The organism is Streptomyces flaveolus, assembly GCF_014648815.1.
In the GTDB taxonomy this organism is placed as follows: domain Bacteria; phylum Actinomycetota; class Actinomycetes; order Streptomycetales; family Streptomycetaceae; genus Streptomyces; species Streptomyces flaveolus.
The window spans coordinates 1-22,794 of record NZ_BMRV01000010.1; the positions used below are offsets into that span (position 1 = coordinate 1).

General features: G+C 70.2%; 22 protein-coding genes and 1 pseudogene. 5 read left to right on the forward strand and 18 right to left on the reverse strand.

Annotated elements, in window-relative coordinates; genetic code table 11:
• Nucleotides 1-204: 204 nt before the first annotated feature.
• The 6 genes from IEZ05_RS22435 to IEZ05_RS37100 form a co-directional block, all read right to left on the reverse strand.
• Nucleotides 205-612, reverse strand: coding sequence for a DUF6278 family protein (locus IEZ05_RS22435; RefSeq protein WP_189232006.1), 408 nt, complete (start codon nucleotides 610-612; stop codon nucleotides 205-207).
• A gap of 84 nt (nucleotides 613-696) precedes the next feature.
• Nucleotides 697-1,476, reverse strand: coding sequence for an exodeoxyribonuclease III (locus IEZ05_RS22440; RefSeq protein WP_189232007.1), 780 nt, complete (start codon nucleotides 1,474-1,476; stop codon nucleotides 697-699).
• Between the two features lie 69 nt (nucleotides 1,477-1,545).
• A complete protein-coding gene (locus IEZ05_RS22445; protein WP_189232008.1) occupies nucleotides 1,546-2,181 on the reverse strand; it encodes an MBL fold metallo-hydrolase in 636 nt (211 codons plus the stop codon).
• 50 nt (nucleotides 2,182-2,231) lie between these two features.
• The gene (pcaDC, locus tag IEZ05_RS22450; protein WP_457852745.1) at nucleotides 2,232-3,722 is read right to left on the reverse strand and encodes a bifunctional 3-oxoadipate enol-lactonase/4-carboxymuconolactone decarboxylase PcaDC; all 1,491 of its coding nucleotides are present in this window, start codon (nucleotides 3,720-3,722) and stop codon (nucleotides 2,232-2,234) included.
• Nucleotides 3,701-4,705, reverse strand: a complete 1,005-nt coding sequence (locus tag IEZ05_RS22455; protein WP_229869811.1) for a tyrosine-type recombinase/integrase — start codon at nucleotides 4,703-4,705, stop codon at nucleotides 3,701-3,703. Before IEZ05_RS22455 ends, pcaDC begins: the two co-directional genes overlap by 22 nt.
• Entirely contained in the window at nucleotides 4,687-4,983 is a 297-nt protein-coding gene (locus IEZ05_RS37100) for an Arm DNA-binding domain-containing protein (RefSeq protein ID WP_373298837.1), read from the reverse strand. The genes IEZ05_RS22455 and IEZ05_RS37100 overlap by 19 nt, the downstream gene beginning before the upstream one ends.
• 494 nt (nucleotides 4,984-5,477) lie before the next feature.
• Between IEZ05_RS37100 and IEZ05_RS22460 the strand changes: the two genes are divergently transcribed.
• Complete coding sequence (locus IEZ05_RS22460) at nucleotides 5,478-6,758, forward strand: cytochrome P450 (RefSeq protein ID WP_189232010.1); 1,281 nt, start codon at nucleotides 5,478-5,480, stop codon at nucleotides 6,756-6,758.
• Nucleotides 6,759-6,948: 190 nt separating this feature from the next.
• Here IEZ05_RS22460 and IEZ05_RS22465 read toward each other — a convergent pair whose 3' ends face one another.
• Nucleotides 6,949-7,755, reverse strand: coding sequence for an SDR family NAD(P)-dependent oxidoreductase (locus tag IEZ05_RS22465; protein ID WP_189232011.1), 807 nt, complete (start codon nucleotides 7,753-7,755; stop codon nucleotides 6,949-6,951).
• Between the two features lie 206 nt (nucleotides 7,756-7,961).
• Between IEZ05_RS22465 and IEZ05_RS22470 the strand changes: the two genes are divergently transcribed.
• Complete coding sequence (locus IEZ05_RS22470) at nucleotides 7,962-8,378, forward strand: CBS domain-containing protein (RefSeq protein WP_189232012.1); 417 nt, start codon at nucleotides 7,962-7,964, stop codon at nucleotides 8,376-8,378.
• 37 nt (nucleotides 8,379-8,415) lie between these two features.
• Entirely contained in the window at nucleotides 8,416-8,826 is a 411-nt protein-coding gene (locus tag IEZ05_RS22475; protein WP_189232013.1) for a four-helix bundle copper-binding protein, read from the forward strand.
• 250 nt (nucleotides 8,827-9,076) lie between these two features.
• On the opposite strand, the gene IEZ05_RS22480 is transcribed toward IEZ05_RS22475, so the two are convergent.
• The 3 genes from IEZ05_RS22480 to IEZ05_RS22490 all read right to left on the reverse strand — a co-directional run bounded on the left by IEZ05_RS22480 (nucleotide 9,077) and on the right by IEZ05_RS22490 (nucleotide 13,850).
• Nucleotides 9,077-9,568 carry a hypothetical protein gene (locus IEZ05_RS22480; protein ID WP_189232014.1) on the reverse strand — a complete coding sequence of 164 codons (492 nt, stop codon included), beginning with the start codon at nucleotides 9,566-9,568 and terminating at the stop codon, nucleotides 9,077-9,079.
• Nucleotides 9,565-12,060 (reverse strand): molybdopterin oxidoreductase family protein, encoded by a 2,496-nt coding sequence (locus IEZ05_RS22485; protein WP_189232015.1) that lies wholly within the window; start codon nucleotides 12,058-12,060, stop codon nucleotides 9,565-9,567. The genes IEZ05_RS22480 and IEZ05_RS22485 overlap by 4 nt, the downstream gene beginning before the upstream one ends.
• A gap of 326 nt (nucleotides 12,061-12,386) precedes the next feature.
• On the reverse strand, nucleotides 12,387-13,850 hold the full coding sequence (locus IEZ05_RS22490) for an aminotransferase class I/II-fold pyridoxal phosphate-dependent enzyme (protein ID WP_189232016.1): 1,464 nt from the start codon (nucleotides 13,848-13,850) through the stop codon (nucleotides 12,387-12,389).
• A gap of 204 nt (nucleotides 13,851-14,054) precedes the next feature.
• Between IEZ05_RS22490 and IEZ05_RS22495 the strand changes: the two genes are divergently transcribed.
• A complete protein-coding gene (locus IEZ05_RS22495; RefSeq protein WP_189232224.1) occupies nucleotides 14,055-15,242 on the forward strand; it encodes an amidohydrolase in 1,188 nt (395 codons plus the stop codon).
• A gap of 225 nt (nucleotides 15,243-15,467) precedes the next feature.
• On the opposite strand, the gene IEZ05_RS22500 is transcribed toward IEZ05_RS22495, so the two are convergent.
• The 7 genes and pseudogenes from IEZ05_RS22500 to IEZ05_RS22520 form a co-directional block, all read right to left on the reverse strand.
• Nucleotides 15,468-15,794, reverse strand: a complete 327-nt coding sequence (locus IEZ05_RS22500; RefSeq protein WP_189232017.1) for a plasmid stabilization protein — start codon at nucleotides 15,792-15,794, stop codon at nucleotides 15,468-15,470.
• 53 nt (nucleotides 15,795-15,847) lie between these two features.
• Nucleotides 15,848-16,036 (reverse strand): hypothetical protein, encoded by a 189-nt coding sequence (locus IEZ05_RS22505; protein WP_189232018.1) that lies wholly within the window; start codon nucleotides 16,034-16,036, stop codon nucleotides 15,848-15,850.
• An 86-nt stretch (nucleotides 16,037-16,122) separates the two neighbouring features.
• A pseudogene (locus tag IEZ05_RS36955) lies at nucleotides 16,123-17,090 on the reverse strand (SpoIIE family protein phosphatase); the annotation flags it as partial.
• Nucleotides 16,994-17,992 (reverse strand): PAS domain-containing protein, encoded by a 999-nt coding sequence (locus IEZ05_RS36960; protein WP_373298838.1) that lies wholly within the window; start codon nucleotides 17,990-17,992, stop codon nucleotides 16,994-16,996. The pseudogene IEZ05_RS36955 and the gene IEZ05_RS36960, both read right to left, overlap by 97 nt.
• 391 nt (nucleotides 17,993-18,383) lie before the next feature.
• Nucleotides 18,384-18,773 (reverse strand): site-specific integrase, encoded by a 390-nt coding sequence (locus IEZ05_RS36830; protein ID WP_268255216.1) that lies wholly within the window; start codon nucleotides 18,771-18,773, stop codon nucleotides 18,384-18,386.
• On the reverse strand, nucleotides 18,770-19,051 hold the full coding sequence (locus tag IEZ05_RS36835) for a hypothetical protein (RefSeq protein WP_268255217.1): 282 nt from the start codon (nucleotides 19,049-19,051) through the stop codon (nucleotides 18,770-18,772). Before IEZ05_RS36835 ends, IEZ05_RS36830 begins: the two co-directional genes overlap by 4 nt.
• Nucleotides 19,052-19,617: 566 nt before the next feature.
• On the reverse strand, nucleotides 19,618-19,821 hold the full coding sequence (locus tag IEZ05_RS22520; RefSeq protein ID WP_189232019.1) for a cold-shock protein: 204 nt from the start codon (nucleotides 19,819-19,821) through the stop codon (nucleotides 19,618-19,620).
• 351 nt (nucleotides 19,822-20,172) lie between these two features.
• Between IEZ05_RS22520 and IEZ05_RS22525 the strand changes: the two genes are divergently transcribed.
• Nucleotides 20,173-21,447 carry a cytochrome P450 gene (locus IEZ05_RS22525; RefSeq protein ID WP_189232020.1) on the forward strand — a complete coding sequence of 425 codons (1,275 nt, stop codon included), beginning with the start codon at nucleotides 20,173-20,175 and terminating at the stop codon, nucleotides 21,445-21,447.
• Nucleotides 21,448-21,783: 336 nt separating this feature from the next.
• Here the strand turns inward: IEZ05_RS22525 and IEZ05_RS22530 are convergent, their stop codons facing one another.
• Nucleotides 21,784-22,695, reverse strand: a complete 912-nt coding sequence (locus tag IEZ05_RS22530; RefSeq protein ID WP_189232021.1) for a LysR family transcriptional regulator — start codon at nucleotides 22,693-22,695, stop codon at nucleotides 21,784-21,786.
• Between the last annotated feature and the right edge of the window lie 99 nt (nucleotides 22,696-22,794).

Sequence of the window (22,794 nt, forward strand, 5' to 3'; positions counted from 1 at the left end):
TCCGGCACGCCGGTGAGGTGGTGCTCGGTAGCCCGCGCGATCGTGGTCGCCATGATGTGCCCTCCCTGTCGGTCGGCCCTGTCACTGTCCCTTATCGGCCGACGAGAGGGCGTATACCCCGAACATGGGTGCGCATGCTGTGATCTTCCGGGTGAGTTCCCGGCCCCCGCGGGTCCGTCCGTGACGCCGGTCCGGCCCCCTGCGTCAAGGCTCCGAGACCTCGGCGTACAGCTGTGACAGTTCGGGGACGCCGTCCGCGGCCCAGGCGCAGCCGGACGCCACCACGTCGAACTCGCGGCCCGAGCCGAGCCGGACGACCGGCTGGCCGTCGGCCCGGATGACCCAGGCGGCACCGGGCACCGTGCGCACGATCACGGTCCCCAGGTAGAGACCCGCGTCGTTGCCGAGCCAGACCATGATCTCCTCGTCGGCGCGCCAGCGCGGCAGCATCTGGTCGAGCCGCGCCAACGAAGCCTCGGAGTCGTCGAGTCCGATCCCCTCCTGCGACGCCTGCGAGCGGAGCAGATCACAGTCGGCGAGCAGCTCGGCGATGCCCTCCGGGTCGTGGACCCGGTCGGGCTCGCGCCGCTTGCCCAGGAAGGGGATGTTCATCCCCCCAGACTGACATTCGTACCGCCGTGCGCACCACAGGGCACGCGGAGCAGGCGCCGCCGGGCGTACGGGACGCGGAGGGCCCTACACGTCCAGGTCGACCACGACCGGCGCGTGGTCCGAGGCGCCCTTGCCCTTGCGCTCCTCGCGGTCGACGTAGGCGTCGGTGACGGCCTTGGCGAACGGCTCGTTGCCGTAGACCAGGTCGATGCGCATGCCGCGGTTCTTGGGGAAGCAGAGCTGACGGTAGTCCCAGTAGGTGAAGGGGTGGTCGTACTTCAGGGGGCGCGGCACCACGTCGGACAGCCCGGCCTGCTGCAAGGAGGCGAGAGCGGCGCGCTCGGCGGCGGTGACGTGGGTGGAGCCCTCGAAGGCGGCGCGGTCGTAGACGTCGTCGTCGGTCGGTGCCACGTTGTAGTCGCCCATGACGGCGAACGGCCGGCTGCCGGTCGCGTCGCCCGCGACGGCCGCGCGCAGTGCCTCGAACCACTGGAGCTTGTAGGCGTAGTGGGCGTGCTCGACCTCGCGGCCGTTGGGCACGTACACCGACCAGACGCGGACCGGGCCGCAGGTCGCCGAGATGGCGCGGGGCTCCTGCACACCCTCGTAGCCCGGGTCGCCGGGCAGGCCCTTGACGACGTCCGCCAGGCCGACGCGGGAGAGCACCGCCACGCCGTTCCACCGGCCGGTGGCGTGCACGGCGGCCTCGTAGCCCTTCTCACGCAGCTCGTCGAACGGGAACTGTTCCTCGGCGACCTTGGCCTCCTGGAGGCACAGCACGTCGGTGCCGCTGCTCTCCAGCCAGGCGAGCAGCCTCGGCAGGCGGGCGGTGATCGAGTTCACGTTCCAGGTGGCGATGCGCATGTCCCCCAACCTACCGGGCGGGTCTGACAACCGGGTCCCGCCCGGTACGGCCGCGGGGCGGCCGGCCGCTCACACCCGGACGGACTCCCCCGGGGTCAGCCGCAGGTGCTCGGAGCCGCCCAGCTGCCCGATCTGGCGGTCGTACACGGGACGGGCGAGGTCGGTGAGGAGGGCGTCGTGGATGTCGTAGGCGCGCTGCGGCTTCACCTCGCGGACGTAGTCGATGACCTCGGAGATCTTGCTCCAGGGGGCCATGACGGGCAGCATCAGCGTCTCGACCGGGTGGTCGGGGACCGTGAGGGCGTCGCCGGGGTGGAAGACCGTGCCGCCGTCGACGAGGAACCCGATGTTGGTGACGCGCGGGATGTCCGGGTGGATCACCGCGTGCAGCTCGCCGTGGACCTGGACGTCGAAGCCGGCGGCGGTGAAGGTGTCGCCGTGGCCGACGGTGTGCACGCGGCCCGGGAACGCCGCCGAGATCTTCTCTGCGACGGACCTCAGTGTCCAGATCGCGGCGGCCGGGTTGCTCTCCATCGCGGCGCGCAGTCGCGGCTCGTCGAAGTGGTCGGGGTGCTCGTGGGTGACGAGGATGGCGTCCGCGCCGAGGGCGGCGTCCTCCTCGCTGAATCCGCCGGGGTCGAGGACGAGCGTCCGTCCGTCCTTCTCGAGGCGGACGCAGGAGTGCGACTTCTTGGTGAACCTCATGACCCCATCCTGCCGCCGCACCGCACGGTCGCGCGAACGGCCCCGCGCGCTCACTCCGGCGGCGTGGTCTCCTCCCGGACGACCCGCTGCGCCACCCGGAAGGCGCTGTTCGCCGCCGGTACGCCGCAGTAGACGGCGGCCTGGAGCAGCACTTCCTTGATCTCGTCCGGGGTGAGGCCGTTGCGCAGGGCGGCCCGGACGTGGAAGGCGAGCTCGTCCAGGTGGCCGCCCGCGACCAGGGCGGTGAGGGTGACACAGCTGCGGGTGCGGCGGTCCAGTCCCGGCCGGTCCCAGATCTCGCCCCAGGCGTAGCGGGTGAGCAACTCCTGGAAGTCCCCCGAGAAGTCGTCCGCCTGCGCCAGCTGCCGGTCGACGTGCGCGTCGCCGAGCACCTCGCGGCGGACCTTGAGTCCCGCGTCGTACGGGTCGGGCCGCCCCTGCGCGTGCGCATGCGGCGGTACGACGGCCGGGGCGATCTCGGCGACGGGCCCGGTCCTCGGCGGCACGGGCGCGGCCTGCGGCGGCACGCCGAGGGCCTGCGGTGGCACGGGGGCGGCCTGCGCCGGTGCGGGGGCCGCCGGTGCGGGTGCCGGCGCGGCGGCCAGGGCCGGCTGGACGGGGGCCGCGGAGCCGGCGGGGCCGGCGTGCACGGCGGGTGCGGCGGGAGTGGCGGGAGCGGCGTGGACGGCGGAGTGAACGGCGGGCGGGACCGGGATCTGGCCCGTGGACGCGTCGTGGGCGGTCTGCCAGGCGGTGTTGAAGTGCCGGACCAGCAGGTCGGTGACGGCCGCGGGCTGCTCGACCGGGACCAGGTGGGAGGCGCCGGGGACCACGGCGAGGCGGGCGTCGGGGATGCCGGCGACCAGGGTGCGGGCCTCGGCGGGGCCGGTGACCTGGTCGTCGGAGCCGACGAGGACCAGGGTCGGCACGCCGACGTGCCCGAGTTCGCCGCGCACGTCGAAGGCGGCGAGCGCCTCGCAGGCGGAGATGTAGCAGCCGGGGTCGGTGGTCCGCACCATCTGCACGGCCCATTCGGTGATCGCGGGCTGCGCCGCGGCGAAGCCTCCGGTGAACCATCTCTCGGGCGCGCTGCGGGCGATGGGGTCAAGGCCGTTCGTCCGGACGATGACGCCGCGCTGGCGGAACTCGTCGGCCGTGCCGAAGCGCGGCGACGCGGCGATCAGCGCCAGGGAGGCCAGACGCTCGGGGTGGCGCAGGGCCAGCTCGATGCCGACGGCGCCGCCGAGCGCACAGCCCGCGTAGCCGAAGCGGTGCACGCCGAGTCCGTCGAGCGTGGCCAGCAGACGCGCGGTGAGGTCGGCGACGGAGCCCGCCGCGTGGGCCGGGGCGCCCCCGTGTCCGGGCAGGTCGAAACGGAACACCCGCCACTGCTGCGCCAGCTCGGGGACCTGCCGGTCCCACATGTGCCATGTAGCACCTAGGGACGGCCCCATGACCAGGACCGGGGCCTGTTCCGGCCCGTCAAAGCGGTATTGCAGGATGTCGACGTTCTTCTCACTCACCCGTTCACGCTCCCACATCTCACATTCTCTTCGTGAACGGGGGCGGAGCCACTCGCCAGACCTCCCCACGTGTCCGCCGCCGGCCGCAGGTCCTCCACATCCGGCTTCACGTACCAGCGCTTCGTGGTCCGAGCGTCGGCGTGGCCGGCCCACCGGGCGAGGAGATGGTCCGAGACCCCTTGGTTTGCCAGGTACGTCAGGCAGCTCGCACGGGCGTCGTACAGACGGACCCGGCGCAGCCCGCTGCGGTCCATGACCTTGTAGGCCCGCTCACGCAGTTGGCGTCCGTTGAGCGCTCTGCCCCGAGCGTCTACGAGAACGTAACCGCTGTTTTCGTACCCGTGCCCGGCCACCGTCTTCTCGTCTGCCTGAGCAGCCCGGAACGCGGTCAAGGCAGCCGTTACCGGAGCCGGCAGCGGAAGTTGCCGCTCACCCGCGGGTGACTTGGTGTCCTTCTCTACCACGATGTCGTTCCCCATGACCGTCCGGGTGTTGGTGATGGACACGGTGGCTCCGTCCAGGTCGACGTCCGCCCAGCGCATGCCACAGATCTCCGCCGGCCGAAGACCCATCAGAGCCAGGAGGAAGGGTGCCTGCAGACGGTCACCTGCGATCGCACGAACGAAGGCGCGTACTTCCGCGACGCTCCACGGCAGCACTGCCGCGCTGGCCCTGCGTTCTGCCTTGCGTGCCTTACGGGGAACGGTCACCTCACGAGCGACGTTCACCTCGACCAGGCCCCGTGTCACCGCCCGGTCGAGCGCTTCCTTCAACCGGGCCAGCGACATCTCGACCGAGGTCGCCCCCAGGCCGGTGCCCGGCCTCCCTCCCCGCCCACGCCCCTCCTGGAGCGCCCATCGCATCCATGCCGCCACATGTTCCTCGGTGAGGTCCGGAAGACGGATGTGCCCGAGCCTTCCGCGGACCCGGGCCAGGGTCATGGTGTAGCTGTAGGAAGTGCTCTCTTCCAGATCCTCCGCCTTCATGGACAGCCAAGCCACTCGTCCACCGTGACCTGACTGAGCGGTGCGCGCGCTGCCTCGTAGCGACGATGCACGATGCTCGCGTACTCCGCCTTCGCCTCCCTCAGCGTCCCGAACGTACGGGTCACCTGCTTACGCTTCCCCGTGACCGGATCGGGGCCCGCATCGACCACGAACCGGTACCGAACCTTCCCCTTGGCATTGGGGGCAAGCTTCTTGATCGGATAAGACAGGACTACTCGCTTTCCTTGGAGTGTGGGAGCCCCAGCGCAGCCTTCTGTGTTGATGTCGAACACCAAGCCCGGGGGCTGACGAGCCCCTCCAAGGATTGCCGTGATCGCCGGTTTGGCCAACCGGCGATCACGGTCTATGTTTCGCTCGTCGCCAACCAGGACCGCGCCTCAGGACCCCGATGAGAGTGGCCATCCCATCGATGCTGTGCGGGTACGGACCCTCCAGGGAGACCGGTGTCCAGTTGGAAGATGGAGGACGGCTCCCCGGTGGGCGACGCGGAGTTTCAACCCAACCTTGACATGCTGATGCTCGAGGCCGACGCCTTGTCCTGCCCATAGAGGGAGGGTCCGCGATCTGGTCCGCCGATGCTTCCACGCCCGCCCCCCAGCGCGAGGGCGTTGGCATACCGATCAGCGGTGACGGTGTCACCGGCGCGCACGCACAGACCGCGCTTCAGTCCACGCAGGGGGATCGGCCGGCCCACGCCTCCGGCGCCTCACTGTCCGGCTTTCCTGTATCGACCACCACGTGTCCCGGCCACGGGCGGGGGCACCCGATGCCCACCGCGCCCTTGACCGACCGTTCCCTGCCGGCTCTCATCCAGGGCTACTCCTGGTTGCCCGGTGTCCTGGGGGAACGCTCCGACGGCGTGGCCCGTACCCGGGTGCTCGGCAAGCTGGCGCTCGTCGTGCGCGGACCGGAAGCGGTGCGGTTCTTCTACGACGAGGAGAACGCACGTCGCGGCGGCGCCCTGCCGGGGCCTGTGCTGAGCACCTTGTTCGGTCATGACGCCGTCCACACGCTCGACGGCGATGCGCACCGCGCCCGCAAGGAGTTCTTCCTGCCGCTGCTGCACCCTGACCGTATCGCCGGTCTCGTCGACCACGTGACGGCCGCGTGGGACGATGCGGTCCGGGAGTGGGGCGGGGCGGAGCAGACCGTGCTGTTCGACGCGGCGAGCGTGGTGCTCACCCGCGGCGTGTGCCGCTGGGCGGGCGTTCCATTCGACGAGGACACCGAAGAGACGAAGGACCTTGCCCGCGACCTGGTCGCCATGGTCGACGGCTTCGCCACCGCCGGGCCACGGCACTGGCGAGCGCGCCGTGCCCGCAGCCGCCAGGAGCAGCGCTTCACCCAGCTGGTCGCGGACGTGCGCGGCGGCGAGGCAGCGGCCCCTGACGGATCGGTGCTCGCCGCCGTGTGCGAGCACCGGGAGGCAGATGGCGAACTGCTCCACCCGCACACGGCCGCGGTCGAGCTGCTGAATGTCCTGCGTCCCACCGTCGCGGTCTGCTGGTTCGTCGCCAACACGGCGCACGCGCTGCATCTGCAGCCCGGCCAGCGTGAGCGGCTGCGCGGCGGCGGCCCCGCCTACGCCGCCGCGTTCGTGCACGAGGTGCGTCGTTTCTATCCGTTCGTGCCGTTCCTCGGCGGCCTGGCCGTCCGCGATCTGGCCTGGCGGGGGGTGTCGCTGCCGGCCGGTGGGATGGTGCTGCTCGACGTCTTCGGCCAGAACCACGACGAGAAGCTGTGGGGCGACCCGTTCGTCTTCCGCCCCGAGCGGTTCCTCGGGCACGCTGTCGAGCGGGACGAACTGGTCCCGCAGGGCGGCGGCGAGTCACGCACCGGTCACCGTTGCCCCGGGGAAGGGCTGACCATCGGACTGCTCGAAGCTCTCGCGCTTCGTCTTTCCGATCTCGACTACGCCGTCCCCGACCAGGACCTGAGGATTTCCCTGCGGCGTATCCCGGCGCGAGTGCGCAGCGGCTTCGCCGTACGGAACGTGCGGACGACGAGTGAGCGCACGCCGACGCCCGTGTGCGCTGCGCACCGTTGAGCGGGCGAGCTGCCCGCCAGCGGCTTCTCCTCGGACCGGCCTGTGGTACGCCGGTCCGAGCGCTGTGTACTGTCGGCCCCGCCCTCCGCGCCCGTCAGAGGGTGGGGCCCTCCCGTCAGGCAACGGATACCGGGGACTCGGCGCCGCCGAACAGATACCTCGGACGGGCGCGGCGACGCCCGTCCGCCCCTCAGGAGGGCTGCTCGGGGGCCTTGCCGGTTCCCGGTTCCGCCAGTCGCCGGTGGGCCGCCGCCTTGACCCCGTCAGGCAATACCTTCCCCGCCAGCTCCTGTGCCTTGGTCTTCAACGACCCGGTCACGGCCTTTCCCTCGCCCGTCACGATCGCTTCGAACGCCTGCTCGGCCACTTGTGCCGGATCGTCCTTCTTCATGGTGCCGATCCGCGTGTCGTCCGCCATGCCCGCCCGGTCGAAGAAGGCCGTATCCGTCGGTCCCGGCATAAAGGCAGTCACCGTCACACCGGTGTCCTTCACCTCCTCCGCCAGTGCCTGGGCGAAGGACTGCACGAACGACTTGGACGCGTTGTACACGGGCTGGAAGGAACCGGGCATCGTCGAGGCGACGGACGAGGTGAAAGCGAGCCGGCCCGCTCCTCGCGCCACCATGGCCCGCAGGAGCGGCTTGGCCAGCCGCACGGTCGCGGTGACATTGAGGTCGATGACCTCTTGGTCGTCGGCGAGATCGGTGTCCACGAAGGCGCCGCCCCGGCCCACCCCGGCGTTGAGGACGGCGACGTCGACGGTCAGTCCGTCGAGCGCGTCAAGGAGGCGGAAGCGTCCCTCGCCGGTCCGGAGATCGGCGCGCACCGCGCTGACCTCCGCTCCCGACTCCCGCAGGTCCTGGGCGGCGGACTCCAGCGCTTCGTCCTCGGCGTTCACCACCAAGTCGTAGCCGTGGTGCGTGAACTGCCGGGCCAGTTCGTGGCCGATTCCGCTGGACGCGCCGGTGATCAGGGCGAGTGGCCGTGTGTCAGTCATGACAGACGGGTAACCGCCGCGCCTCGTGCCACGCCTTGGGGGGAAGTCGCAGGACCGTCACGCGCAGGCTGCGCACGCACGCGGTGAGCGGAAGAGCAGGAAAGAGCCCGTTACCAGCCCTGGCACTCGGGAACACATGTCGCATCAGTTCAACCGCCGCCCCTCGGCCCCCGTGCGGGAGGCGGCACGCCGAAGAAGGGGAGTCCATGACCAAGGCGCGAGACATCATGACCGGCGGAGCCGAATGCGTCGGTGCCGAAGAGACGGTGCTGGACGCGGCCCGCAAGATGAAGGACCTCGGGGTCGGCGCCCTGCCGATCTGCGGCACCGACAACAAGCTGAAGGGTGTCCTGACCGACCGGGACATCGTGGTGAAGGTCCTGGGTGCCGGCAAGGACCCGGCCACCTGTCCGGCCGGGGAACTGGCCCAAGGTGAGGCCGTCACCATCGGAGCCGACGACGACGTGCAGGAGATCCTGCGCACCATGTCCGCGCACAAGGTGCGCCGCCTGCCGGTGATCGACGGGCACGACCTGGTCGGCATGGTCGCCCAGGCCGATGTCGCCCGTTCCCTGCCCGACCCCCAGGTCGGTGATCTGCTGCAGGCCCTGTCCACCGACTGACCTCGCCCCCGCCCCGAGCCCCCTACTGGAGACTCGCATGAACGCTGCTGTCCGGGACATGCTCGCCGCTTACCCCGCCGCCCTGGGCGGTGTGGATCGTGACAAGCTCGCCCACTGCATCGAGGAGTGCGTCGCCTGCGCTCAGGCGTGCACGGCGTGCGCGGACGCCTGCCTGTCGGAGGAGATGGTCGCCGAACTGACCACGTGCATCAGGACCGACGCCGACTGCGCCGACGTCTGCGCCGCGACGGCCGCCGTCCTCTCCCGCCACACGGGTTACGACGCCAACGTTACCCGGGCCGTCCTCACGGCGTGCGCCACCGTCTGCAAAGCCTGCGGTGACGAGTGCGCGAGCCACGCCGAGCGGCACGAGCACTGCCGCGTCTGCGCCGAGGCGTGCCGCCGCTGCGAGGAGGCGTGCAACGACCTGCTTGCCTCCCTCGGCTGACGCCCGCGCGGCTCGGCTGACGCCCGCGCGGCTCGGCTGACGCCCGCGCGGCCGAGCCGGGCCCCACGGGGTCGACGTTTCCCGCATAGCCGGACCGTTGCTGCCTGGGGACGCACGCACAACGAATCAAGGTTGTTCCAAGCCCGGCACGAGAAGACGGCCGCCTTCCGGGCCGTCGGGGCGGAATGCCGGAAGCCCACCGGCGTGCTGACCCACCGGGATGGAGTCGACGTCGGTGTCCCGACCGGCGCTAGAGGCTGGTCAGAATCTGCGGGCCAAGGTTCTTGATCATGGTGTTGGTCCAGCGCATCTGCCGCAGGGTCTGCGGGTGGCAGTGCGCGGTGAGGGTGAGGATCCGGTCGTCCCGGGTGGCTTGGGCGGCCTGGGCGAGCATTTCCCAGTACAGGGAGTTTTCGGTGGCTCCCACGTGCAGGTCACGCAGGTCGCGCAGCAGGAGCAGACCGGGCTCGGGTCGGCGTCCCACGGCCTCCGCCGCCTTCTCCCGGAGCATCGTCAGGACGCCTGGGTCGGATACGTCGGGAGATTCGTCGAGGGTCAGGCCGTAGTGGCGGCCCGTGTCGGCCAGTCGTTGGACGTGTTCACGGGACCAGAGGGCCAGATCGGTGGCGACGTGGTGGATCTCGTGCTCGGTGCGGTGGCGCTCCGCCACCGTGGTCAGGTGTTCGGCGAGGTGCTTCTCGCCGTGGTGCAGCGCGCGCAGGACCATGGTAACGCCGTTCACCGGGTGCCCTCCTCACGGCCGTGCCACGTGGCCTCGGCGGACTGCGTGACTTGCGCGGTGGGTCCGCCCTGCGTCGGGGGGACGCCGGCCTTGCCGGTCGCTGACGGCGCGGACGCGGTGGTGGTGGGCGCGGGGGCGGTCCGGCCGTCGCCGCGTGCGACGAGGGTGAGGGCCGCAGCGGCGGTCTTGAACAGCGGCTGCTTGGAGGCCGGATCCCAGTCGGTGATGGTCGTCTCGTTGGCGGCGCGGCCGGGTGTGTTCTCGTCCGGACCGTGGCCGGCCGGGGTGTCCCAGTAGCCGTAGTGGAACGGCACGAACAGCAGTCCCGGGCGGATGTCCGTGACACGGACCCGTCCCCGCAGAGTGCCGCGCGGCGTGGAGACGTCCACCAGGTCGCCCTCGTGCAGATCCCGCTCGGCCGCGTCGGCCGCCGACACCTCCACCCAGACGTCGGGGGCGGCGGTGTTCAGCTGTGGGGCGCGCCCGGTCTTGGTGCGGGTGTGGAAGTGGTACAGCGTCCGGCCGGTGGTCAGCTGGAACGGGTGCTCCTCGTCGGGCATCTCGTGGAGCGGCAGATAGGCGGCCGCCTTGACCATGGCCTTGCCGTCCGGGTTGAGGGAGCGGTACTCCACCACGCTGTCCGAGGCACCGGTGACGAGATCCTTGCCGTAGTTCTCGCACACGTCGGGGTGCGCCCAGCTGATGCCGTCGGTGTACAGGCGTTCCGTCCCCTGCGGGGCGTGCTCGTTGCACGGCCACTGGATGCCGGAAGGACCGCGCAGCTTGCCGTAGGTGAGACCGGTGTAGTCACATGGCCGGCCCGCGCTGCACCGCTTCCACGCCTCGAAGGCCGACTCCGGGTCGTGCCAGTGGACCAGCGGACCGCCGTCCTTGTCGCGGAAGTCCATGCGGGCGGCGTAGTCGAGGAAGATGTCCAGGTCCGGTTTGGCCTCACCCGGTGGGTCGACGGCCTTCTCGGACAGGTGCACGGTGCGGTCGGCGTTGGTGAATGTGCCGGTCTTCTCGCCCCACGTCGCGGCGGGCAGCACCACGTCGGCCAGTTGGGCGGTCTCGGTCAGGAACAGGTCCTGCACCACGACGAACAGCCGTTCTTGAGACAGGATCGATCGGATGCGGGACAGTTCCGGCAGGGAGACGGCGGGGTTGGTGCCACTGATCCACAGCATGCGGATCGAGCCTTGCTCGGCGTAGCGGAACATCTGCATCGCGTGGGTGGGCGGCGCGTAGTGCGGGATCTGCTTCGGTACGACGTTCCACACCTTCGCCAGGTCCGCCACGTGCTGGTCGTTCTGCCAGTTCCTGAAGCCCGGCAGGTCACCGTTGGCGCCGCACTCCCGGGTGTTCTGGGCTGTGGGCTGCCCGTTCATCTGCAGGATGCCCGCTCCCGGCCGGCCGAGCATGCCGAGGAGCAGGTGGATGTTGTTGATCTGCACGGCGGCGGCGGTGGCCTGGTGGGACTGGTAGACGCCCTGCAGCACCGTCGACAGCAGACGGTCGGCCGAACCGAGGATCTCCGCCGCCTCCTCGATGCGCGCGGCCGGCACGTCACAGATCTCGGCGGCCCACGCGGGTGTGCATTCCTCAACCCGGGCTTCCAGCTCCTCGAAGCCGACGGTGCGAGCTGCGACGTAGTCGTGGTCGACCCGACCGGTGCGGATGATCTCGTGCAGCAGCGCGTTGAGCAGCGCCACGTTCGTCCCGATGCGCGGGGCCAGGTGCACGACGGCCCTGCGTGCCACCTGAGTCGGCCGGGGGTCCACACAGATCAGGCGGGGCGGGTCGTCTCCGTCGAGCCGGTCGAGGATGCGCATCCACTGCACCGGCTGGGTCTCGGCCAGATTGTGTCCGAAGAGGGCGATGACGTCCGCGTGGTCGATGTCGTCGTAGTTGCCGGGCTGGCCGTCGCAGCCGAAGGACTCCTTGAGCGCCTCCGCGGCCGTCGAGGTGCACAGCCTGGTGTTGCCGTCCAGGTGATTCGTCCCGATTCCAGCCCGGGCCAGCACCGCCAGTGTGTAGTACTCCTCAAGGAACAGCTGGCCGGACGTGTAGAAACCGATCGAGCTCGGGCCCTTGTCGTCCAGGAGTTCCTGAGACCGGGAAACGATCCGCTCCATCGCGGTCGCCCAGTCGGTCTCGACCAGACGGCCGTCCTGGCGGACGAGGGGCCGACGCAGCCGGTCCGCGGAGGCGTTGGCCTGCCAGCCGAAGAGGTCCTTCGGCCCGAGACGGCCGTGGTTGACCCGGTCCTGCGCGCGGCCCCGGACTCCCACCATGCGGCCGTCCATGACCGCGATGTCCATCGCGTCACCATCGGAGTGCAGGATCGAGGCGGCCCGCACCCAGCGCTGCACGTCGCCCGGTGCGACGCCCTCCGCGAGGTGCGTGTCCACCCGTACCGGCCACGCCTCGTGCCGCCCGTACGGAGTGCGACTGCCCCACGGTTGCGCGATGCGGTCCACCGAAACGTCCATGCCCCAGCTCCTCCATTGCATCCGGCGCCGGCCCTCCAGCCGCATCATCGGTACCCGGCACCATTCGTGTGTAACGCCGCGCGCAGGGCTCTCGACATTCCCCTCGACTGCAACCGGAGGGGCGACAGTCGCCGACCGGGGCGATCGCAGGGCGGTCTTCCCATCACTTGCCGGCGGAGAATGTCGAGTGTCGCCATACCGGGCTGCGTCGTCGCTCGCTCCGGTGACAGGCCGGTGCCGACGCGGTCGGCGGCACCCGGGACCAGGGAACGGCGAACGAGTAACCTCGGGCCCGATCGTCCGGGAACGTCTTCGGTCAACCGTCGTCAGTCCCGCGCCACCACACGGAGCGTCCTGACCGAAGGGTCGGCCGCGTCCGGGATCAGGACCCCGTGCTCGACACCGCTGCGCAGGTAGTCCAACACCTCGTCGGTGATGACTTCACCGGGAGCGACGACGGGCACCCCCGGCGGGTACGGGCTGATCGTCTCCGCGGCGATCCGTCCCGCCGCGCGCTCGGCGGGCACGTGCTCCACCGGGGCGAAGAACGCCTCCCGCGGCAGCATCGCCTGCTCCAGTTCCAGGGCCGAGGGCTCGGGCAGGTGCACCGGCGGCTGCTTCTCGATGGAGCCGGCGCCCTCGACGAGCGCGCGCAGGGCGTCCAGCAGGACCTTCTCGGTCTCGTCGTCGTCGGCATGCGTGATGGACGCGCTGATCCGGCAGGTGTCGGAGCCGCCAATGTCCACATGCCGGTTCGCCCGCAGCCACTCGGCCGCCTGCATGCCGCTGATGCCCAGCTCCCGTACGTCGATCACCATCTTCAGCGGGTCGAACGCGGCGGCGAACCCCTCCTCGACGACCTCTCCGCCCATGGGCCGTAGACCGGGCAGATCACCGACGGCCGACCGCATGCGCTCCGCACGGTGCAGCGCGGCGTCCAGGAGGTCGTGTCCGTGTTCGACCATCTGACGGCGCCAGCCGTCGAGAGTCGCGTAGACCAGGGAGGAGGCGCTGGTGGTGCCCAGCAGGTCCTCCCGCTGCTTGAGGGCCTCCGGTGACACCCGGTCGTACTGGAGGTGGAAGACGGAGCTCTGCTCGATGGCCCCGCCCATCTTGTGGACGCTGGTGACCACCAGGTCGGCCTCGGCGTCCATGCCCCAGGCCGGCAGTTCGGGATGGAACGGAAGGTGGGCCCCCCACGCCTCGTCGACGATCAGCGGGACGTCGAACTCGTGGCAGACCCGGGCCACGCCCGCCACGTCCGCACAGGTGCCCCAGTCGGTGGGAGTGATCAGCAGCATTCCCTTGGCGTCCGGGTGCTCCTGAAGGCGGCGCCGGACGTCCTCGGGCTCCGGCGGGTGCGCCAGGTGCCGTTCGGCATCGAACTTCGGATGCACCCAGATCGGCTCCACACCGTTGACGACGACGGCCGCGATCACCGACTTGTGCGCGTTGCGGGACAGCAGGAGCTTCTCGCCGGGACCGGCCACGGCCAGCATGGCGGTCTTGACCGACAGGGAGCTGCCACAGGTGGAGAAGAACGCGTGTTCGGCCCCTACCGCGTCGGCCATCAGTTCCTGGGCCTGGCCGAGCACGCCCTGGGACTGGCGGCGGTCGTCCAGTCCGTTGAGGGACAATACGTCCGACCGGAACACGTCGAGCCCGACGATGTCTGCCACCCGCGGGTCCACGCCTCGGCCCTGCTTGTGCCCCGGCGGGCCGAAGACCACGTCCCCACGACGCCGGAACTCCTCGAGCGCCTCCAGCACGGGTACCCGCGAGTGATCCATCGTTCCTCCCAGCGGTCGTCCTCCGCCCGGCCGTTTCCGGCACGGCGACTTCGCTCTGCGTCGTCCGAGCGCGCACCGGACGTGTTGCACCGATGTCCCGGATCGAAACCCGGAGGTGTTACGACGCCCGGTTGACGGCACCCGGTGGTGCAGGGCGCGAAGACCGACGACCGCACCTTGATCCGAGGAGGCCAGGTGACCCGTATGCCGTCCGGCGGCGATGTGCATGCCGACGTCCACGACAGGCTGCGCGCGGAGGTGGCGGAACGGGCAGACCAGTTGTGGGAGACAGCCCTCGAGCTGCACGCCCACCCCGAGCACGCCTTCTCCGAGCACCGGGCCGCGGCGCTGCTGACGGACGCGCTGGATAGGGCCGGTTTCGAGGTCGAGCGCGGGACGGCCGGGATGTCCACCGCGTTCACCGCCCGCTCGGGCCACGGCCGCCCCGCCGTGGCACTGCTGCTGGAGTACGACGCCCTGCCGGGACTCGGCCACGCCTGCGGGCACAACCTCATCGCAGCCGCCGGTCTGGGCGCGGCACTCGCACTGAACGCGGTGCTGGACGCCTCAGACGGACGCGTCATGGCAGTCGGAACGCCGGCCGAGGAGGGCGGGGGCGGAAAGGCCCTGGAGGTGGAGGCCGGCGTGTTCGACGACGTCGACGCCGCGCTGATGTTCCACCCCGGCGTGTACGACTGGACGCGGGCCCCGCTGACCGCCCAGGTGCAATACCGGGTGGCCTTCCACGGCCGCGCCGCGCACCCCACCGGCAACCCGACCGAGGGCGTCGACGCTCTCCTGGCGCTGGTCGAGCTGTTCAACGTGCTGACCGCCCTGGGCAAGCGTCTGCCGGCGGCCTCCCACATCCAGGGAATCGTCACCGACGGGGGCAGGGCAACCAACATCGTCCCGGAGTACGCGGAGGGCCTGTTCGGCCTGCGGGCGGCGACGAACGAGGAGTTGGAGGATCTGACCGGGCAATTGCGCACCGCCGCCGAGGGCGTCGCCCACGCCACGGGCACCCGGGCCGAGGTGGAACGGGCCACGCTCCGCTACGAGCACTTCCGTGACAGCGGCCCGCTGTCCGAGACGTTCGCCGGACACCTGTCCGGGGCAGGGATCGAACTCACCCCGCCCGAGCCGGGCGTCTACCTGGGATCGTCGGACATCGGCAACGTCAGTACACGCGTGCCCGCCATCCATCCCTTCGTCGCCATCATGAACGATGGATCCGACCACACCCCCGAGTTCGCCACGGCAGCCGCCTCTCCGCGGGCCCGCGACGTGCTCGTAGCCGTAACCGGTGCGCTGGCCTGCACGGCCGTAGACCTGCTCCTCGACGCCGACCTGCGCGAGAAGGCGTGGAGACTGCACCGCGAGGCGGGACGCTGAGCCATGTCCGCCACAGCCGTCTTCACCGAGTCCCTCGCCGACCCCTTCCTTACCTGCCCCCACATATCGACCGTTCCGCGCTGACTCCCGTCAGAGTTACACCTGGTTGCCGGGTGTGCTGCGCGAACGTTTCGACGGCAGAAGCCTGCTGCACCATCACGTAGGGCAGGCCGCGCACGCAGTCAGGCCCCGTCCGTCTTCCAGTCGACAGCGTGGAACCGCGGGTCAGCGGCCCAGGGCGTTCTCCAACTGCTTCTTACTCATCGAGGAGCGGCCCTGGATACCGCGCTTCTTGGCCTCTTCGTACAACTGGTCCTTGGTGGGGCCCTGCGCGCCGCTGTGTGAGCGCTGCCCGCCGCGCTGGGATGCCGACTTGGGGTCGCGCGTCGAGGTCTTGCTGGCGCTCTTCGACTCGCCCGACCTGGCCCGCTCCTTGTTGACCGTCCGTGCGGCGATCTCCTTGGCGCGCTTCGACGATGCCCCGCGGTCCTCGACGCCCTCCTTGATGTGTTCGTACTGGCGCTCACGCTTGGAGCTCGATCCGGCCGGCATTGCGCATCTCCCTTCTCGGGTGGATCGGTGACTGCGACAGGTCGCCGGGAGGGTTACGGGTGCTCGGTCTGCTGGTCCGGCGGCACTCCGCCGCCTTCTCCGCCGCCCTTGTCGCCCTTGTCCGTGCCGTGGGCGCTGCGGCCCTTCGCCTCCATCTCGCGGGCCTTGTTCTCGCCGCTCTGCTGGGGCGTGCCGCCGCCCTTCTGACTGCGTCGCTGTTCTGGCTGCTGTGGATTGGACATGTGTGAACACCTGTCTCGTTCCGGAAATTTACTCTGAGCGACGGGTTCCCCTGAGGAGCCACCCGAAGCATGCGGCCGTCGTGCGGTCAACCCGCGTCGTGGTGCACCGCGTCGCGGTGAAGGACCAGGAGAGCGATGTCGTCGGCACGTTGCCCATCCGTGCCGGCTTTGTTGAGCAGGTGGTCGATGAGCAGGTCGAGGTCCCCTTCGTCGGCCTGGGCGAAATGGTGCGCGAGACCGGCGATGGCGACGTCGAGATCGATCCCCGGTTTCTCGATGAGGCCGTCGGTGTAGAAGACCAGCATCGAGCCCGGGGTGAGGGTGATCTCGGTCAGGGGAAAACGGCCTCAGGGTCGATTCCCAGAAGGGGGCCGGGCGAGACGTCGGCGGGACCGGTGTCGCCGTCGGCCAAGCGCAGTAGGGGTGGCGGATGGCCGGCGCTGGCCAGCGTCACGCGTCGGCAGGCAAAGTCGAGGCGGGCGTAGAGGCAGCTGGTGAAGAGGTCGGGGGCAAGGTCGGCGAGGAGCCGGTTGGTTCTGGCGAGGATCTGGTCGGGGCACGTGCCGACGGTCGCGTGGGCGTAGATGCCGGTGCGGACCTGGCCCATCACGGCTGCGGCGGCGACGTTGTGCCCTTGAACGTCGCCGATGACGGCCGCGGCGGCGGTGTCGCCAAGCCGGATCAGGTCGTAGAAGTCACCGCCGATGGCCATGCCCCGGGTCGCGGGGAGGTAGCGGGCGGCGACGCGCAGACCGGCGATCTCGGGAAGGGCGCGAGGAAGCAGCGCCTGCTGGAGGCCGTGTGCAAGTTCGCGCTTGGTGTCGTAGAGGCGGGCACGGTCGAGCGCCTGGGCGATGAGACCGGCGAGTGAGGTCATGACGGCGCGTTCCTCGGCCGGGAACGCGCGGGGGTGGTCGTAGGACAGGATGCAGCAGCCGACGGGCCGACCGGAAATGATCAGGGGAAGGAAGGCCCATGCCTGTTTTCCGCTGACCTGAGGGGCCGCGGGGTACAGCCGGCGCATCTCCTCAGGATCGGAAGAACGCGGGGACTCCGCTGCTGAGGGCGCGCCCGGCCGGGGTGAAGTCGGTATCGACGGACAGACCGTCGAGGCGCTCGATGATCTGGGGGTCGTAGCCGCGGTATCCGGTGATCCGCAGCCGGCCGGCCTCCGCTGTGGACAGGAAGGCCCCGGGCGCCGAAGGCGGGCATGACCTGTTCGGCGACCAGGGCGACGACATCCTGTACTCCGACGACCTCGGTCAGTCCGGCGGCCAGGTGGGTGAGCTGGTAGAGCCTGCCCGCGCGGGCCGGAGTAGCCGGACGCGCGGAGTGGCTCGACGCCGGTTCGGGCGGGGGCTGTGCACCGCTGGGGACAATACGGATGCTGATTCCGCTGGCGTCCGGGTAGAGGTGGAACTCCAGCCAGTGAGCCGGGGGACGACAGGCGGTGAAGGAGACGGGCTCGCGGCTGAGCACCGCGGCACGGTAGCGGTCCTCGTAGGTAGGGTCGTCGAGCCAGCGCAGGGACTGCCACGGCACCGTGCCAAGCAGCCGGCCGGCTTCGCAGTCCAGCAGGTCACAGGCGCCGGTGCTGACGTAGGTGACCTGCCCCTCGAGGTTCAGCGCGCAGCTCCCGCCGGGCAGGCGCTCCGCGAAGTCGGCGGCGGCCATCGCCCGGCTGTCGGACCGGTCCTCTGGGGCGAGAGGAACGACGCGAAGCAGCTCGTCGCCGGACGGGAGCCTGCCACGCTCGGCGGCCTCCTCCAGCAGCCGGGCCAGACGCCGGCAGCTGGCCGTGTTGTGACCACGCTCCCGCCCGGTCATGTACGGCGGACGGGTGGCCGGCCACATCAGCAGCAACGCGCCCCACCTGCGGGTGCCGGTGACCGGCGCGGCGGCCAGGACCAACGGGTAGGGAAGCACGACCGACGTGCGCGGGTAGGTGCGGACCATCTCCTCCTGACTGCCCACCCACACCAGATGTTCCTCGCGGAACGCGACGGCCACCGGTGCGGGAGCGGCCACCGCAACTTTCGACCAGGGGGCGGCGAACTCGGCCGGGGCCCCGCACAGCACGTCCAGCCGCAAGAACTTCTCATCAGGCGCGAGCAGATACAGGGCACCGATCGACGCGCCGGTCCGGCGCGCCGTGTCCGCGAAAACGGCGTCCAGCTCACCGTCGGCGACTGGATCACCTGCGCTGGTCACGAATACACCTCCAGCATGCGGGCCCTAAGAGGACGCTACGCCCTTGGGAGGCGATCGGCACGCCGTCTCGCGCGGCCGGTCGCCGCCCTTCTCGTCCTACGGGACTGAAATCCGTTCTCGAGCACAACAAGACTGCTCACTGCCTTCGAAACGGGTGTTCGTTGCGGAGCATGCGCAGCACCGCCCGTTCCACGGAACCCTGGGTGGCGGGGACGCCGTAAGCGCCCTCGTCACCCAGCTGAGGCAGCGCGCCGACGACCGTCACGTCCTCCTCGTACAGCTCGATCACCCGTGGATTGATGTAGGAGGCGCGGCAGACCGCGGGTGTGTTGCCGAGATAGCCAGCCACCTCGCGCGCTGCCCGGGCGACGGCCCGGCGCCGGGCGCTCTCGCTGCGGGCGACGGGTTGGGAGACGGCCAGTGCGACGGCGGCCATGACGGTGGCGTGCCAGGTGCGGAAGTCCCTGGCGGTGACCTCGACACCGGCCAGTTTCTTGAGATACGCGTTGACGTCCTCGCCGGTCACGGTGTGCCAGGAGCGCTGCTCCCAGTAGGCCAGGAGCCGATCACCACCGCGCCGGCGTCGCAGAAGTGCGGTGAGCTGCGGCAGGCGGCGGGGTCCGCGACGGTCTGGACGATCTCCTTGCCGTGCTTTCCCGTGTAGGTGAACAGGACCGCACCTGCCTGGCAGCGGGAGTGCTCGCGCAGCAGTGTGGTGAGGCCGTAACTGTTGTTCAGTTCGGTGTAACGGTCGTTGCCGATGCGGAAGAAGCCGAGGTCGAGCAGACGTACGGCCGTGGCCAAAACCCATCATCCTCGGGAGCCACCGGTTCAGCTCGCTGCTTCACGCCTCACTCACGGTCCGGCCCGGCACCTCACCGCCATCGGCCAGGACCCACACCGCTAGATCCCGCTCGGTGACGCCGCGCAGCCGACCGATGCGACGACCAAGACGGCGCCCCTGTGTTCGTCCCTCATCCGGACGGGCACCTGGTGCGCCGGCGAGTTGGAGCGACCGTCAGCGGACCGGCAGTCATCACCGCATGGACCTGCTGGGCCATCGGAATCCTCCTCGTGGTGGGCGCCCGGCGGACGGGTCCGGGACGACGGTGCCCACCAGCAGGTACCCCGCGCAGCTGGGACGCGCCGTATGTACGCCCTTGGCCCGCATGGGTGTCGCCAGAGACCCGCCCGGCCCAACGAAGAACACGACGGCCCCGAGACCGGGCGCGGAGTCGGGGCCGTCTGTCCGCACGCGTTCCGTCGTGGGGCGAGCAGAACCATGCAGTGACACACTGAAGAACGCCTCCTGCGCCCGCTGCGTCACGCTTCCATACGAGTGATCCACGCACTGACACCGCGGCGTCCGGTCAGCCCCGGACGATGTTTTGTGCCTGCGGGCCCTTCTGCCCCTGCCCGATCTCGAACGTCACGTGCTCGCCCTCCGTCAGCTCGCGGTACCCGCCGCCCTGGATCTCGGAGTAGTGCGCGAAGACGTCCGGGCCTCCACCGTCCTGTTCGATGAAGCCGAAGCCCTTGTCGGAGTTGAACCACTTGACGGTACCGCTGGCCATACTGTCGATCCTTCGTTCATCGTTGATGCCCGGGAACAGCCCGTAATCCGGGCATGCTCCGGCTCCCGGCAGCAGGAGCCACATCCGTTTTACCCCGAGCAGCCTGGCCCATCCGGCTGACGACACCACCACCCGACGCTCCGCTCGCACAGAGGTCGCCTCAGCGGCGACTGACGTCTGCCAGCGGTGATCGCGGCCTGTGCCGCGACTACCCACCCCGGATCACTGGTAGTCGGCGCGGGAGGCCCGCTCACGGTGGCAGCGGAACACATAAGTCACAGGGCACCCCCGGTCCGAGTGACCGTAAGCGGGCCGCGTTTCCGGTGGGCGGTGGCGGGGACCCACGGACCCATGAATCGGAATCCTCGTGCCCCGATCGTCGACAGCTCGCTCGCCGTCCTCGCCAAAGGATACGCGTGGCTGCCGGACCGCCGGCGCCGAACTGCCGGCCCTTTGGTGCGGGCCCGGCTGATGGGGCAGCACGCCGTCGCCCTGCACGGCCCCGAAGCGGTGCGGTTCTTCTACGACGAGCGCCATGTGGAGCGCGGGACGGCGCTTCCCGGGCCGGTGCTGAGCACACTGTTCGGTCATGGAGCCGTGCACACCCTGGACGGGCAGGACCACCGGGTACGCAAGGGGATGTTCCTGTCGCTGCTCACCGGCCCTGAGGCGGTCACCGGCCTGGTGGAACACGTCGCTGCGGCGTGGGACGCGGTTGTGCAGTCGTGGCCCGGCCGTCCGTCGGTCGTGCTGTTCGATGAGGCGAGCCGGATACTCACCCGAGGTGTCTGCCAGTGGGCCGGGGTCCCCCTGGGCGACGCGTGGTCCGTCGCCCGGGACCTGGTCGCCATGGTCGACGGCTTCGCCACGCCGGGACCGCGCCATTGGCGGGCTCGCCGTGCACGGGCCCGGTGCGAGGCGTGGCTGGGACGCCTGGTCGAGGACGTGCGGGAAGGGAAGGTCACCGCACCGGTCGGGTCGGTGCTGGACGTGGTGGTCCGCCACCGGGACGCCGACGGCGGGCTCCTCGCCCCGCACACCGCCGCGGTGGAACTCCTCAACGTCATCCGTCCCACTGTGGCGGTGTGCTGGTTCGTCGCCTACGCCGGTCACGCCCTGCGTGCCAGGCCCGACGTCCGGGAGCGGCTGCGCGAGGACGACCCCGCGTACGCCGTGGCGTTCGCACACGAACTTAGGCGCTTCTACCCCTTCGCCCCCTTCCTCGGCGGCCGGGCCGTCACCGACCTGGAGTGGCGGGGAGAGTCGATCCCGTCCGGTGCGCTCATCCTGCTCGACCTGTACGGGCAGAACCATGACCCCGACCTGTGGGACGAGCCGTATGCCTTCCACCCCGACCGCTTTCTCGACCGGCCGCCCCAACGCGACGAACTGGTCCCGCAGGGCGGCGGCAACCGCACCGCCGGCCACCGCTGCCCCGGGGAGGACATCACGATCGCTCTGCTTGGGGCCCTCGGGCCACGATTGGCACGGCTGGAGTATGAGGTGCCCGAACAGGACCTGCGCATTCCCTTGAACCGCCTGCCGAGCCTCGTACGCAGCGGGTTCGTCATCGAATCCGTTCGTGTTCCGGCACCGGTCCACGGCGCACCGCGGCCGGTGGGCTGACGGCTGGCGTTCGACTGCCGACCGGCCCGCTCCACGAGGGACGTTCCGGCTCGTACGGCGCTCGGCTGCCGTCCAGTGCTCAGCCGACGCACCTCGTTCCTTCTACCCCGCATCCCGGCTACATCCGCCGACGGATGCGACCGTGGGGTCCGGGCACTCGTGGAGGCTTGCGCACTGGTCTTCCGGGGGGCTCAGACGCGCATGGACGTGGTGGCGAGGTGTCTTTGCCACTGCGCTCCGAAGTTTTGGAATCGGCTTGTTTCGCAAATCAGCCGCGCCACAGCCGACTGGCCCGAACCACGTCGTCGCTGCGCCGTGCCCTTCTACTACGTGCTGTCAGCTGCCAACGGAGCGCGTCGAGGCGGTGGTGCGCAGCGCTGCCAGTCCGGCCTTGACGAGGGGATGGCCAGTGCTGCCGCGTCGGACGGCAGTCAACAACTGCCGCACGGGGACCGGTTCACCCACCAGGGGGACCCGGGTAACTGCGTGCTGGGGCAGTGGCACGATCCTTGGCATGAGGCAGACGCCGAGCCCTTCCGCGACGAGTGCGGAGACTGCGTACCACTCTTTGACCTGGTGGACGATGCGGGGAGTGAAGCCAGCGGCTGCACACGCCGCTAACACCAGCGGGTAGGTGTCGTTCTTGTGTTTCTTCACGATCCAGGCTTGATCGGCCGCTTCCGTCAGTCGGATTCCTTCGGGCCGGGCGAGCTGGTGGCCTTCGGCGACCAAGAGGTCCTGGCGGTCGGTCGTCAACGGTGCCTGTTCGAAGCGGGCGTCGGTGACGGGTGGCGCGTCCGGGCCGGGTAGCACCAGGGCCACGTCCGCCTCGTCAGCGAGCAACTGCCGGTAGCACTCAGCGCTCTCTTCCTCGTTGATCAGTAGCTCCACCATGGGGTGGGTCTTGCGCAGTTCGGCGACGGCTGGGGCCGCGAGTGCGGCCAGCGCGGAGGACACCCCACACAGGCGCAGCGTGCCGCGGAGAGCCACGCTCTGTTGAGCGAGTTCCGCCTGGGCCGCCTCCCACTGCATCCGCAGGATGTCGGCGTGCCGGAGCACGATGTTTGCGGCCGGTGTGAGCCGCACCCGCCGTCCCTCTGGTCGTAGCAGTTCCACCTGGAGATCACGGGCCAGCAGTCGTAGCTGCTGGGAGACGGCTGAGGGGGTCAGGTGCAGGGCGGCCGCGGTGGCGGTCACTGTTCCGTGCTCGGCCAGTGTTCGTAGAACGTGCAGCCGATGGTCAATCATGTAGGCCAGCCTAAACGGTTTTATCCACAAACATCTGCTGGACGCGGATGATTGCAGCGCCAAGCCTGGAACCATGACGAAACCTCCCGCTCCCGCTCT